A 14783-nucleotide genomic window follows, 5' to 3' on the forward strand; every position below is an offset into this window, starting at 1 on the left:
GCAGCAGCACAAACGGAAGGGTTGCCCCTTCCGTCTGTATATACCGTCCGGTGTGATTACTGCTCCTGGGTTTGGGTGGTATCAAAATCGTTTTTGTTGCCGATTGTCACAGGCAGTTCCAGTGTTTTGCCGTCACGGACAACATTCAGTGTGATCTTGTCACCGACCTTCAGGGATTGAATATAAGTGATCAGCTCCTGGCTGGTCGCATACTTCGTGCCGTTCACACCTGTAATGATATCGTAAGGACGCAGGTCTGCAGTGTAGGCAGGCGATTTGAATACAATCTCAGCCACTACAGAGCCTTCGGTAATGTCAGTACCCATCTGCTGTGCAACCTGGTCAGTAATGGTCATCAGCGATGCACCAATGAATGGAATCGGCTCCTTAGGAATTTCCTGGTTGGCTTCCAGCTTATCTACAACCTCTTTAATGGTGTTGACTGCAATTGCAAAGCCGATACCCTGTGATTCCGTACTGACTGCAACGTTCATGCCGATCACTTCACCGTTCAGGTTAAGCAGCGGGCCGCCGGAGTTCCCCGGATTGATCGAAGCATCAGTCTGCAGCAGTTTTTTGTAATTACGGGTGCCGCTGCCGTCTTCCTCGTTAATATCAATACTGCGGTCCTTCGCACTCAGTACACCTGCAGTAACAGTATGGTCAAAGCCCTGCGGGTTACCAATCGCCACAACCTCGGAACCGACCTTGATGCTGTCCGAATCACCAAGTGCTACAGTAGGGAAGTCAGAGCCTTCAATTTTCAGAACGGCAAGATCCAGGTCTTTGCTTGCGCCGAGCAGCTTCGCTTCATATGGCTTGGTTGTTCCGTCAACGGTAACCTGAATAACGTCTGCACCCTCAACAACGTGCTGGTTTGTCAGAATGTAACCGGAGGACTCGTAAATAAAGCCTGTTCCGATTCCATAAGGAGTGAGCTGTGCATCCGAATCACTGTCTGACTCCGATTGCGAGTTACGGTCCGTTCCGGAGGAGCCGCTGCCACCGAACTGGTCACCGAAGAAGAACTGCGAGAACGGATCACTCATATTCGGATTTAAAGATGAGCCTCTGCTGGAGCTTTTCACCAGGGTATCGATCTTCACGACAGCCGGACCCACTGAATCTACCACGTTAGATACATCCGTTGTGCCGGTAAGCAGTGAGGTTGTTGACGTTGAAGGGGTTACATTCGCGCTGCCGACAGCCGATTTAGCCGTTGTACTTGCCACCGGCGCTGTTGTCGCCTGGTCACCAGTGAACCAGTTGCCGCGGTCTGCCGCAAACATCGAACCGGACAATACGACCATACCGGCCAGGAAGGAGACCAGAACTGCTTTTATAGGCTTCTTGGGTTTGCTGTTGTACTGCCAGCCGTTTCCGCCATCAGCACCGTTTCCGTTGCCGCCGCGACCGCCGTTACCATCATAGCCGGTGGTGCGGAGCGAGGTGCTGTAAGGAAGCTGCTTGACCGGCTGCGGAGCAGTAACCTCTACACGCTCAGGCTCACGGCGGTTGTAATGCTGACTGTTGTCCTGATTAGCGTCCTCATTGTTAATGGATTTAAAAGGTCCGTACGAGTAGTAGTAGGATGATCCGGATTCCGTTGATTGAGCCTGGCTGCTGTTGTCTGCATTATTATTAGTGCTGTTAGCTGGTTCGTTATCACGATTAAAGTTATTAGAATTATTATTGTTGTTATCCATGTTTACGTTCCTCCCGTGCCTTGTCTGTCTGACAAGGAGTATTGTGTTTTCTTCTTGTACTTATTTTGTACTTTAAACCTTAACTGCACATTAAAAACAATTTAATCAGAGATAAAAGATGATAGAAATTTACGCTGAAAAAGCAAAAAGTCCCGGTGCTTACCTGCACCGGGACTTCATTTGGAGTTTTAAGATAAATAATATGAAGTTCCCGTTACCCCTGGGCCCAGCCCTTGCGGTGGGCGTAAATGGCCAGCTGGGTGCGGTCATCCAGCTCGCATTTCATCAGCAGGTTGCTGACATGCGTCTTAACCGTCTTGATGCTGATATGCAGCTCCTCGCCGATGTCCTTGTTGGTCTTGCCCTCGGCAATAAGAAGCAGCACCTCCTTCTCCCGTTCGGTGAGGCCGGATGAATCGCCCTGAACCGTCCGCTGGCGGATGCCGCGGGTTAACGCCTGCGACACATCGCCGGTCATGACCGGCATACCGCGGTAAGCTCCCTGCAGGGCGTAAATCAGCTCCTCCGCTGAGACTGTTTTCAGCACATAGCTGACTGCACCGGCTTCAATCGCATCAACCACCAGATCATCTTCCAGAAAGCTGGTCAGGATGACGATCTTGAGACCCGGAAACTCAGCCAGTACAGCCCTCGTCGTTTCAGCACCGTTCATTACCGGCATCATCAGATCCATGAGCACCAGATCAGGCAGATTCTCCTGGCCCCAGTCACGCAGCATGTTCAGCGCTTCCGACCCGTTTCCCGCTTCGCCGACGACCTCAAACAACGGGTCCAGCATCAGATACGTTTTGAGTCCCATCCGCACCATGTCATGATCGTCCACCAGCAGTACTTTTATGACACTCATGTCTATTCCTCCTGTTCCTGATTGCCTTGAACAAATTTTGGTATATGTACGCGGATTGTCGTTCCCGCTCCTTTGCGGCTGATGATCTCCACCTGACCGCCCAGCTTTTCTGCGCGCTCACGCATGGTTGTCAGCCCATAGGACCCCTGCTTGTGCTGCACATGCTCAAACCCCTGACCATCATCGCTGATGCTTAGTACGACCTGTCTCGGGGCTTCCCGCAGGGACAGGCTGACTACACGCGCACCGGCATGCTTCACGATATTAGCCATAGATTCCTGGATAATCAGGAACAGCTGGTGTTCAATCGCCTCTGACAGCTCACCCTGCAGCTCAAGCTCCTTAACCCCCTTGAGCCCGTTCTGCCGGCAGTAATCCGGAAACCATTTCTCCAGCGCCTCGAACAGATTCCTGCCTTCAAGCTCAACCGGTCTCAGCTGCGCTATCAGCGCCCTCATCTGCTTCTGCGCCATCTGCGACATCGTAATCAGCTGGTGCATAACCGTTATTCCCTGCTGCTCATTGCGTTCAAGCACTTTTGGCAGCGAAGAGGCGGACATATGGATCGCGAACAGCTGCTGGCTTACCGTGTCATGCAAATCACGGGCCATCCGCCGGCGTTCCTCTAGTACCGCGCTCTCCGCCGCCTTTTCCTTCTCGATCACTTCCTGCTCACCGAGACGCTGCAGAATCTGCATTTTATTTTCAACCGTATCCATCATAATATTGAACTCATGGTACACTCTGGCAAAGGACTGGTCATCACTCTCCGGCATGCGCACAGAAAGGTTGCCTTTGGCGACCTGGAGCATATTCAGATCGAGATGGTCAATCCGCCGCTGGATCCGCTGTCCGGCCATATATCCGACTACAACGTTAAACAGCACAATTCCAAGGATAAGATACAGCCACATGTGGTAATCCACAACCTCAATGTAGCCCAGGCATGTCCCGGCATAGACGAGTCCGGCAGCGACGCCTCCGCTTAGGAGAAAATAGAGCAGCAGCAGCCATTTGGTATTGCTGAAGATCGTCCCCATCCTTTAGCCCACCGTTTTAACCTTGATATCGCCGATGAAGGCGCTCACGTTAATCCGGACTTTTTTGCCGGCTTCCTTGTAGTAAGGGGTCTTGCACTGCACACTGCTCATAAATCCGCTACGCGTCTGCTCCAGCACCTGCATATCGCCGATAAAGGAACTGCTGTTGACCGAAACACCCAGATCCATATCATCCGGAATATAGACTTTAATGTCGCCGACAAAAGCGGATATGTTGATCTTTGTCTCGCCGTAAGGAATCTGCGCATTGGTCAGATCAAGCACGGTGTCTCCGATGAACTGTGAAATGTTGGTGTGCTTCAGCTGAAAATGCTCCTTGCCCATATGCACGTCCCCGATAAAGGCCGAACGGTTTGTCGTTTCCTTATGATTATGGCTATCATGGAACTCCTCATGCCACTCCCCGTGTCTGCGGGCATGGCGCTCCTGACGCTCCTGGCGTCTGCGTTCATGACGGTCACGGTTCTCCTTCCACCGCGCTTCGGATGCCGACTGAAAATATCCTTTCGGGTCCTGCTCCTGCTCATGGGCATCCTCTTCATTCTTGGAGAGGTAGTCGTCCCAGTTGCGTTCGCCCGCAGGCTTCCCGAACTTCTGCTCGAACTGCTCATCCAGTGTGGATTCCAGCGGCTTTGGAGGCGCTACCGGCTCATGCGTACCCGGTCCGGGCGGATAAAAGTCAGGCGGTGATGATGGTGCCGGAGGAACCGGCGGGATATTGCGGCTGCGCGGTCTGAAGATCACATACAAGCCGCCGCCGATCAGCATTACCGGAAAGAGCAGCTTGAAAAAATCGCCTGGCGATACATCAAACCAGTCCAGATTCCGTCCCAGGAAATAAACCCCGAGCGCGAGGAAGAAAAATCCCCAGAAGGCCGACGAACCTTTTGAACCATTATCATGGGTGGACAAAAAATTCTGCAGCCCCATCCAGATCAGGACAAGCGGCCAGTAATCCGAAATAAGTGAACCTATACTGAAGTCGGTATATCCCATCTGCCTCAGCAGGAACATCCCGCCGAGTCCAATCAGGATCAGTCCGCCGAGAACCTGGCTGGTGAACCTTCTTTTCATGCTTCATTTCCCCTTTATGATGTCGTTTTCGCCTTCATGCATAACTTATAGACTTAGTCTACAGCATTCGGAGGCCAGAGGACAGCGGCGTAAGAAGGAAAGAGGACTCAGTCTCGGGACCGAGCCATCTGGAATAATAAGGAATATTTGTCCATGCGGCGGCAGGTGCCTTTAAAATGAAAAAGGACTGTCCCGGCGCCCATCATCTGAGCGTACCGGAACAATCCAGCTTTAGCATATCGGTGTTAGCCTGGCAATCACAGCATTACTGCTGCGGTTTTTGCACCGGCTTAACAAATGTACCCTGCTTTGTTGCGCCGTCATTTTCAACAGCAAACTCGGCATTGTATTTTTCATTCGGTGTTTTGTAGTTTTCCTGTACTTTTGGTTTTTTAGCCATTGGAATTCACCCCCTGAGTGTTATCGTTAAGGGCACTCAATGTACCCCAGTCGATATTATGGCGGGCCAGGGGTTGTCTTATGCATTTGCAAGTGAAAAACATATCAAACACTGCGCATGTCTTGTTCCGCCTCAAATGCTCTCTTCCAGCAGGTCCTGAGGAATCGTTTTGTAGGTCTGAATCGCCTTGCCCAGATCCTTGAGCATGCTCTCAGTGCATTTACCGTTACCGCGCTTAATCAGCTGGACAACAACCGTCTTTTTGCCCCATTCCTTGTACACCTGCTTGGTGGTGGCAAAATACAGGTCGATCTTGCGTCCCTTGATTGCCGAGCCGGTATCCGCAACGATTGCATACCCGTAACCCGGGATATAGAGAATGCTTCCCAGCGGCAGAACCTTCGGGTCGGCAGCAATGGTGGATACCGAATTTTTGTCCCTGCGTACTTTGACGCCCGAATAGGTGATGCCGTATTGCGGATGCTTGGATGTCTTGCCTGTAGACTCGTAGCCTGCAGTGTAGCCGGTTGCCGTAACCTTCATTGAAGTGATAATCTGCTCCGGCGTGTGCAGCAACGGGAACTGAAGCAGGTTGCTTGACAGCCGTATCCGGCTTCTTGGCGGCGGGTGCAGCTGTTGCCTGAGGTGCCTCTGTTGCCTGCGGTGCCTCTGTTGCTGCCGGCTTCACCCGGGAAGTCCCCCCGAGCTGAGAGGCTCCTGTAAAGTAAGCCTCCTGCGAATATACGATGGCCCGTCCGGTTGTCTGCACCTCCGGCTGCACGTTTCCGCTAATGCTTGTAAAGAAGGACGCACCCTGTCTATTTTGAAAATCATCTGCCTTTAATGTGCCGCTGTTCAACTGGCCAGCAATGTCCGCTGTTCCTCTGGCCTGGGCGTACCCGGAACCCTTGTCCGGATAAGCTCCTGCAACCGTAAGAATAAGCACTACCGTAACCATTAGACACCAAAGCCTCTGGCATAAACCCATTTTGTTCATTTGATAAACCTCCCCCTATTAGCGAAGGTTTCCCGTTTCACAAAATTTTATACATGAAGCGCTGATATGCGGCTTCACGGGGTATATGACAGAGGCTATTACAGCAGGCTTACCGGCTGGTTACAGCAGGCTGCCAGGCAATATTAGATAACGCGTCCAGAAATTTCCTTGCCCAGCGTTTCAATGACTTCTTCAAGCGGCTTGGCGCCGATATCGCCTTCCCCGCGTTTGCGGATGGACACGGTACCCGCATTCATCTCGTTCTCGCCGACAACGAACATATATGGAAGCTTCTCGAGCTGGGCTTCACGGATCTTGTACCCGAGCTTCTCGTTGCGCAGGTCCACTTCAGCACGGATACCGTTTCTCTGCAGCTTTGCTTCAACATCCTTGGCGTATTCGTCAAAGGCTGATGATACCGGAATAATCTTGACCTGCTGCGGCGACAGCCACAGCGGAAGTGAACCGGCAAAGTTCTCCAGCAGGAAGGCTACAAAACGTTCCATTGTTCCGAGAATACCGCGGTGAAGCACAACCGGACGATGCTTGTTGCCGTCATCTCCGACGTACTCCAGCTCGAAGCGCTCAGGCAGCAGGAAGTCGATCTGTACAGTAGACAAGGTTTCTTCCTTGCCAAGCGCGGTGCGAATCTGCACATCCAGCTTAGGTCCGTAGAAGGCCGCTTCGCCTTCCGCTTCAAAGAACGGCAGACCGGCTTCTTCCGCTACCTCGCGCAGCATACGCTGTGCAGTCTCCCACATTTCATCATTCTGGAAGTACTTTTCAGTATCCTGCGGATCCCGGTAGGACAGACGGAAACGGTAATCGTGAATACCGAAATCGCTGTATACCTGCTTGATCAGCTCAAGCACGCGTTTGAATTCACTCTTGATCTGGTCCAGACGGCAGAAGATATGGGAATCATTCAGCGTCATGGAGCGTACGCGGTGCAGACCGGTCAGTGCGCCGGACATTTCATAGCGGTGCATTGTGCCCAGCTCAGCGATACGGATCGGCAGGTCGCGGTAGCTGTGCATAGAGCTCTTATAGATCATCATGTGATGCGGGCAGTTCATCGGACGAAGCACGAACTCCTCGGTATCAATAACCATCTTAGGGAACATGTCTTCCTGGTAGTGCTCCCAGTGTCCGGAAGTTTTGTACAGCTCTACGTTACCAAGCACCGGAGTGTATACATGCTGGTAGCCAAGGCTGGCTTCCAGATCGACGATATAACGCTCCAGAATGCTGCGCAGCTTGGCGCCCTTAGGCAGCCAGATCGGCAGGCCCTGTCCGACCAGCTGATTGAAGGTGAAGATTTCCAGCTCTTTACCCAGCTTGCGGTGGTCACGTTTCTTGGCTTCCTCCAGCAGGCGCAAATGCTCATCAAGCTGGGCTTTTTTGATCCAGGCCGTTCCGTATACGCGCTGCAGCATTTTATTCTTGCTGTCGCCGCGCCAGTAAGCGCCGGCTACATTCATCAGCTTGAATACTTTGATCTTGGAAGTGGACGGCACGTGCGGTCCGCGGCACAGGTCAAAGAATTCACCCTGCTCATAGATCGAAATCACGCTGTCTTCCGGCAGCGCCTCAATCAGCTCCAGCTTGTACGGATCGCCAAGCTCACCAAAAATACCCAGCGCTTCCTTGCGGCTGACTTCCTTGCGTACAATCGGCAGATTTTCGTTAACGATACGTTCCATTTCCTTCTCGATCTTGAGCAGATCCTCCGGATTGAGCGGATGCTCAAGGTCCATATCATAGTAGAAGCCGTCTTCAATAACCGGACCGACCCCAAGCTTGACTTCCTTCGCGCCGAACAAGCGTCTGGTTGCCTGGGCCATCAGGTGGGCGGTACTGTGACGCATAACCTCCAGACCCTCCGGTGAATCCAGCGTAACGATCTCAATAAGTGCGCCTTCTTCAAGCGGTGTTGACAGGTCAACGACAATCCCGTTCAGCTTGCCTGCAGCTGCATTCTTGCGCAGGCCGCTGCTGATCGAAGCGGCTACATCGTCGATCGTGCTGCCGTTCTCATATTCCCGGACCGATCCGTCCGGAAGTTTAATACTTACTGACATTGTTGTTCCTCCTAGTGGTTGGTAGCTGACCCTCTGCGGGCATTAAGTGGCGGCACGGAAAATCCACGCAAACAAAAAACACCCGTCCCGTAAAGGGACGAGTGATTGCACCCGTGGTTCCACCCAAATTCGATTCTAAACAAGAATCCTTCATCAGCATGGGAATAACGGCCATGAACCGGCGGTTCTTACTATCCCGTGACAATGAGTGCAGAGGCCCCCGGGAGTTCATAACCGCAGCTACAAAGGGGTAGATCGGAAGCCGGATACCGGAGGAAATTGCAGCCTGGGTTTCCTCTCTCTGAAGCGGTCCTGACACAAGCGATCCATATCTTTGTCGACGCTGTTAACGTGAATTATGCAGTAATTATAAAGCTGTCCGCTGCTTCAGTCAAGCTTACAAGCGTATAAGGCAGGATTCCCTGTTTTCACTTACTCCTCTTCCCGGCGTTTTTTTCCCGGCAAGCGGCCCGCGCGCTTTAAAGACTCACGCAGCAAATATTCAATGTGTCCGTTTACGCTGCGAAATTCCTCTCCCGCCCAACGCTCCAGCGCTTCATACAGCTCCGGATCAATCCGCAGCGGAAAGCTCTTTTTGGCCGCCATGATTCATCATCCCCTAGTACAACGAACCGGCATTGATCACCGGGCTCGCTCCGCGCTCTGAAACAATCGCCACCATCAGGTTATTGATCATCGCCGCCTTACGCTCTTCATCAAGCTCAACCACGCCGTTCTCTTTAAGCTGGCGGATCGCCATATCCACCATCCCGACAGCACCTTCTACAATAATCTGCCGTGCCGAAAGTATAGCCGATGCCTGCTGGCGCTGCAGCATGGTGCTGGCAATCTCTGTAGAGTAAGCCAGATGCGTCAGACGCGCCTCAATCACCTCTACCCCGGACAAGGACAAACGCTCCTGCAATTCCGAAGCAAGTTCCTTGGCAATCTCGTCGGCATTGGCCCGCAATGACATGCCGGATTCATTAAAGTTATCATACGGATATTTGCTCGCTACATGACGCAGCGCAGTCTCGCTCTGAATCTCGACAAAAGCCATGTATTTATCTACATCAAACAGCGCTTTGGCAGAATTAATGACTTTGAAAACAATGACTGCCGCAATTTCGATCGGGTTCCCTTCCACATCATTAACCTTCAGCTTGACACTGTTGAAGTTTCGTACCCGAAGTGACACGGTTTTACGGATACTGAACGGAATAACTGCATACATCCCGCTCTTCACAATCGTTCCGACATATTGCCCGAAAAAGGTGACCACAACCGACTTGTTAGGCTGGACGATCGTGATGCTTGTGCACAGAACAGCGGCAACTAAAAACAGAACGACCGGCACCGCAACATATTCGTGGGCTCCCCCGTAGATCCCGCCTGCCAGACAGACCACAATAAGCGCAATAACCCAAAATCCGCTAACCGGACGTAAAACCTTCTCCTTCATAAAAGCACCTCCATAAGATATGTATTTGATATAATTATGATATCACTTTTGGATACAACTGTAAATCGATTTTTTAATATTCAAAGCCCAATTCGATAAAAGTCACTGCATTTCTTCTAATCCTCTTCTATACTACAAATCTAAGTAGTCATTCTTTCAAATATATTGAATAAGGATGTGACCTTCATGAGCGTAAAAGAACAGGTGCTGGATATTATCAAGGCTTCGGCAACCCCCCTCACCGCCGGTGAGGTAGAGAAGCTCTCGGGCCTTGAGCGCAAGGCCGTAGACAAGGCTTTTACTGAGCTGAAGAAAGAAAATGCCATTGTCTCCCCGGTCCGCTGCAAGTGGGAAGCTGCTGTAAAATAAATAACCGGTTACATCGGACAGGCCCATGCGGGATTCGCATGGGCTGTTTAGGCGGAAAATGAGCGTCTGAATAGTCTTAAAGGAACGAAAAGATGCCCCGCAGTCATCCGGAGATGACGGGGGCATCTTTATTATCGAAGCTGAATTCAGGAAGCTTTGTTCTCAAGCATGCGGTAGATGATTACGGCAGCCTGAGCGCGGTTGGCCATAGCCTTTGGTGCAAATTTACCGCCGTCTACCCCATTCACGATTCCCAGCTGAGTCAGCTGTGCAACAGCTTCCTGAGCATAAGGAGCGATGGAATTTTTATCGGAGAATTCGCCGAGCGCTGCAGAGGCATCAACCGGCTGCAATTGACCGCCAATAGCATTCACGATCATGATTGCCATTTCTTCGCGGGTAATCTCACGGCCCGGTTCGAATTTGCCGTTGCCGCTGCCCTTCACAATACCTGCGCTAACAGCAGCAGCGATCGAATCGGTATACCATACTCCCTGCTTCACATCGTTAAAGGCTGTAGCGGATGCTGGCGCACTCAGGTTCAGAGCACGTACGAGCATCGTTACGAATTCAGCACGGGTTACTGTTTTGGTTGGTGCAAACTGGCCGTTCTCCAGCCCCTTCACAATGCCCTTGGCTGCCAGGGAGTTGATTGCTTCCTGAGCCCAGGCCACTTTGCCCAGATCACTGAAAGTGCCTGGTGCTGCCGAAGGAGCAGGTGTTGACGGTGTCGCGGATGGAGCCGGTGTTGCCGATGGTGCTGGTGTTGCCGCCGGCGCCGGAATGCCGCCAGGAATTGCGGCCGGAGCCTTAGTGTTGTTAGTAATACGGCCTTCAACCTTGGCTGTAATAGCACCGCCTTTGAATGTGTCTACAATGTAATCGTAGAATACATCCAGATCGATTGGGCCAGGTACTTGCTTGGTGGCAGAGAGCAGAACAGTGTAGTTATCACCGCCTGCAGACATGAAGTTGTTCACGACCGCAGTATAGCTCTTGTTCATGTCAATCGGTGTACCGTCAGCTTTGGTTAGACTGGAGATACGATCCTTAACCGGCAGATACATTTCAGCCGTATACTTCAGGCCGGAAATCTGCAGAGTCTTTGTATCAGCTGTACCGTCAGCTTTTACTCCCCATTGCTGCTGCAGCAGGGTTTTGATCTGCTCACCGGTCAGGGTCAGCTTCACCAGGGTATTGCCGAAAGGCTGGATCTTGGCCAGATCTCCAAAGGATACATTGCCCTTAGGAAGGTCAGCACGGATGCCGCCCGGGTTCATGAAGGCGAAATCTGCTGCTGCTCCGTCACCGAAATCAGCCGCACGCATTGCATCGGCAATCAGGTTGCCGAGCGGCGCTTCATTGTTGTAGACATCTGTACGGGTAATTGTACCGTCAGTAGTACCTACTGGCTGGGTCAGTTCCGGATGCTTAGCCAGATATTTGTTAACCAGAGCAACCGTTTCAGGATCAGGTGTTACCCCTTCCTGGAAGGTAGACGTAACTGTTGCAGACTTTGTTTTTACATCGCCTGTCTTAGGGTCAATTACCAGTTTGATATCTTCAAATGCAGTACCGTAAGAGTAAGCCTGAACAACCAGCTTGCCGTTTACGATGTCGTTCGCGTAGCCGTGGTTATCCCCGGCAACGATAACGTCTACAGGCGAGTTAGCCGGCAGGGCTTTGGCCAGATCTGCTGCTTCACCTGTCGTTACATAACCGGTATTTGCATCGCCTTTTGTTGTAGCAGGATCATGTGCCAGCACGATGATCGTTTCTACACCCTTGGCCTGCAGTTCTTTAGCGTAATTCTCGATTGCCTCTACTTCTTTTTCGGCTGAAAGGAATTCAACACCTACCAGGCCGGATGGAGCAACTTTGCTTGGTGTTGCTTTGGTTACCACACCGATAAATCCGATTTTCACGCCGCCTACTTCTTTAATAACATAAGGGTTAATGATTGGTTTCTTATACACACTGTCAACCACGTTTGCATTGATGTAATCAAAGTCTGCGCCAGCATGAGTTACACTTTTGTTCTTAGGATCAACACCGCCGAAAATCTGTGTTTTCAGTGCTTCAACGCCCTGGTCAAATTCATGGTTACCCAGTGTTCCGACGTCGAACTTCATCAGATTCATCCATTCATGGGTCGGCTCATCACGCTCAAGTGAAGAAACCGGAGCCGATGCTCCTACGGAGTCCCCGTTATGGAAGAGTAAGGAGTTTTCATACTTGGCACGCGCCTGTTTCAGGTACGTTGCGAGAATCGCAGCAGTACCTGCATTCTTGCCGCTTACTACAGAAGTAGTATCCAGCTGGCCGTGGAAGTCGTTAATACCGATCAGGTGGACTTCAACATCTGCAGTTGGTTTAGGTGTATGCTGCTTCAAGTCAAGGCTGAAAATACCGAACCCTTTACCATCTTTAGTGTGCGTGTCCGTGATGTTAGAAGGTAAAACGTCAGCCGCCTTTGGTGAAGACGGGAAGGTTACTGATACGTTGCCTTTGATTGGAGCAATCGACCAGTTACCGTCAACAGTCGGATCGATTACGCCAGCTTCACTGATGTAATCCATCAGTACCTGACGGTTTTCCATCTGGGAATCGATAATCATTTTGCCGGCTTTTACGCCCGGGAAGTTCCCGCCGCCGCTTGCACGGTAGTTGTTGGTAACTACAACGAATTCCTGATCAGGCAGGATTTCTTTTCCGCCGTAAGTAACGCTGGTTACACGGCTGGAGGAAGCATCGTTAATAGTACCGTCCGGTTTGTATTTAGCATTCTTCGTTACGTCAATGGTGTAATTAACACCGTCAATGACATCAAAGTTAAAGACCTGGAACTGGGAATTCAGCAAAGGCTGAGCCGTTGAAATACCCGGTTTGATACGGTTGAATGCCCCTGCACTCATTTCAATCCAGTTCTTCACAGTTTCGCCGTTAACAACAATCGCTTTTAACGTGTTGTCATACAAGTACAGATCGCTGGCACTGGCAATTGTCAGATTCCCTGCTTTAATTTCAGTGTATTCTGACGGGCCGTTGCGTCCAGCCTTGAATGGAGCACCTACACTTAGAATCGGGTAGTTTCTATATGCAGCCAAACCCTCATCCGTATGGATCAGATTCGATACATAACGCTGCTGCGCGTAAGTTACGATCTGAACTGTCGGATCATCCTGCACCATGGCGAAGAAGCTGTTCATTGGGGCCGTTGTTTTTCCAAGCGGCTGATTTACGTAAGCTTTTGTTGCCTCATGGTCTGCTGAAGTAACAGCGTCTATTGCCGGATCTGCAGCAACTCCAGCAATTGAACGCGTGGAGGATACAGAGCTCGTCTTATCCACTTTCCAGCCGTTAGTACCCTGTACAATTTTCAGATCGATTAGACCCAGGTATCCGCCGCCGTAACCAGCTTGTACTGCCGGAGTACCGTTAATCTGGCCTTTGGTGTTGTCAATTTTAATGTCGGCTGTATTATAGGGAAGCTTGGTGGCGGGATCTTTGAAGGAAGCATCCAGGTCACTTTCCTTTACATTCGGGAAAACTTTATGTGTATGAGAGAATGTGATGGCGTCGATGCCTTCCACTTTACTCAGCTGGTTGATGTCGTTTTCTGCACCAGGATCGGAAGAAGCTGCAGAAGCATCAAACCCGGTATGGGCCATAGCCACAATGACTTCTGCACCCTTAGCTTTCATCTCAGGAACAAATTTCGCAGCAGTTTCACTGATATCCTCAACCTTCACTTTGCCGTCGAGCTTAGCCTTATCCCACTCTATAATCTGTGGTGTAACCAGGCCAATCAGTCCCACTTTTACTTTATATGTTTGTCCGTCCGAGCCTTTAACTTCCTTATCAATAATCTCGTAAGGCTTATATTTATTGGTGCCGTCGATGTTATAAATATTCGCATTGACATACTTGAAATCTGCATCCGTATCTTCTTTGTGTGTGGAGCTTCCGTTAATGGTACGTTCGAGGTAATCCAAACCGTAGTTAAATTCATGATTGCCGAAGGTAGCTGCATCATACTTCATAACATTCATGGCAGCGATTAGAGGATGAATCCGCTTGTCATTAGTCTCCAGATCAGATTCGATTGCCATGTACGTGCCCAGGGGAGTACCTTGAATCAAATCACCGTTATCAAGCAAAAGATTGTTGCTGTTCTGCTTTCTGGCTTCATTGACCAGTGTAGCTGTTTTGTCGAGACCCACTGTCGCTGAAGGGGCATCCTTGTAATAATCCCAGCCATAGACATTGGTGTGCACATCAGTAGTGCTCATCAGACGCAGATCTACTGTCACACCAGCTGCCGGAGCGGCCTTTGCTGTATCAGCTCCAAGAACTGAACCAACAAGCACACCCCCAAAAACCTGTGCAGTCAGAACTGTGGTTGCCAGAATTGAAGCTACCGGCTTGTTCCATCGTCTTTCTCCCATAAGTGATTAATCCTCCCAGTTTTTCTCTATTAGTGACCGAGGAGAATTGTACCATAAGCAAATATACGAATCTAGCAAAAAGCATCAAATAGAGTCAATAGTTGTGTAAAATATCATATATTTTAGCGTAATTTAGTCATTACGCCTTATCCAAAAACCATAAATTTACATTATGTACAAGTAAACGCGAAAAATACATGTGAGATTTCGATACATTCCGGCGTGATATATTCATTAATATATTTCCTGTTACACTAAACGCTTCATGTCCACTACCAAAAACTACACTATCCTATATTTATACAAAAAAATTCATA

At 50.4% G+C, this 14783-nt stretch carries 10 protein-coding genes and 1 pseudogene; 1 reads left to right on the forward strand and 10 read right to left on the reverse strand.

Translation table 11 applies throughout. From position 1 onward, the window contains the following. Window positions 1-56 precede the first annotated feature (56 nt). From AWJ19_RS29910 to AWJ19_RS29940, 9 genes and pseudogenes are all read right to left on the reverse strand, one after another. The gene (locus tag AWJ19_RS29910) at window positions 57-1706 is read right to left on the reverse strand and encodes a trypsin-like peptidase domain-containing protein (RefSeq protein ID WP_068728957.1); all 1650 of its coding nucleotides are present in this window, start codon (window positions 1704-1706) and stop codon (window positions 57-59) included. Between the two features lie 214 nt (window positions 1707-1920). After that, window positions 1921-2574, reverse strand: coding sequence for a response regulator transcription factor (locus tag AWJ19_RS29915; RefSeq protein ID WP_068728959.1), 654 nt, complete (start codon window positions 2572-2574; stop codon window positions 1921-1923). A gap of 2 nt (window positions 2575-2576) precedes the next feature. Next, window positions 2577-3614 (reverse strand): HAMP domain-containing sensor histidine kinase, encoded by a 1038-nt coding sequence (locus AWJ19_RS29920; protein ID WP_068728961.1) that lies wholly within the window; start codon window positions 3612-3614, stop codon window positions 2577-2579. 3 nt (window positions 3615-3617) lie between these two features. Further along, a complete protein-coding gene (liaF, locus tag AWJ19_RS29925; RefSeq protein ID WP_068728963.1) occupies window positions 3618-4709 on the reverse strand; it encodes a cell wall-active antibiotics response protein LiaF in 1092 nt (363 codons plus the stop codon). A gap of 265 nt (window positions 4710-4974) precedes the next feature. Continuing rightward, the gene (locus tag AWJ19_RS37465) at window positions 4975-5109 is read right to left on the reverse strand and encodes a hypothetical protein (RefSeq protein WP_260510224.1); all 135 of its coding nucleotides are present in this window, start codon (window positions 5107-5109) and stop codon (window positions 4975-4977) included. A 132-nt stretch (window positions 5110-5241) separates the two neighbouring features. After that, window positions 5242-5670: pseudogene (locus tag AWJ19_RS29930) on the reverse strand (3D domain-containing protein); the annotation flags it as partial. A 579-nt stretch (window positions 5671-6249) separates the two neighbouring features. Next, window positions 6250-8187, reverse strand: coding sequence for a threonine--tRNA ligase (thrS, locus tag AWJ19_RS29935; RefSeq protein WP_068728964.1), 1938 nt, complete (start codon window positions 8185-8187; stop codon window positions 6250-6252). Window positions 8188-8619: 432 nt separating this feature from the next. After that, window positions 8620-8793, reverse strand: a complete 174-nt coding sequence (locus AWJ19_RS34445; protein WP_039871515.1) for an Arc family DNA-binding protein — start codon at window positions 8791-8793, stop codon at window positions 8620-8622. A gap of 13 nt (window positions 8794-8806) precedes the next feature. Further along, entirely contained in the window at window positions 8807-9649 is an 843-nt protein-coding gene (locus AWJ19_RS29940) for an SPFH domain-containing protein (protein ID WP_068728966.1), read from the reverse strand. A gap of 186 nt (window positions 9650-9835) precedes the next feature. Between AWJ19_RS29940 and AWJ19_RS29945 the strand changes: the two genes are divergently transcribed. Next, the gene (locus AWJ19_RS29945; RefSeq protein ID WP_068728968.1) at window positions 9836-10018 is read left to right on the forward strand and encodes a transcriptional regulator; all 183 of its coding nucleotides are present in this window, start codon (window positions 9836-9838) and stop codon (window positions 10016-10018) included. Between the two features lie 146 nt (window positions 10019-10164). On the opposite strand, the gene AWJ19_RS29950 is transcribed toward AWJ19_RS29945, so the two are convergent. Continuing rightward, entirely contained in the window at window positions 10165-14466 is a 4302-nt protein-coding gene (locus tag AWJ19_RS29950) for a bifunctional 2',3'-cyclic-nucleotide 2'-phosphodiesterase/3'-nucleotidase (RefSeq protein WP_068728970.1), read from the reverse strand. Between the last annotated feature and the right edge of the window lie 317 nt (window positions 14467-14783).

The sequence above is a fragment of the Paenibacillus sp. DMB5 genome (assembly GCF_001517085.1).
Lineage (GTDB): Bacteria > Bacillota > Bacilli > Paenibacillales > Paenibacillaceae > Paenibacillus_AQ.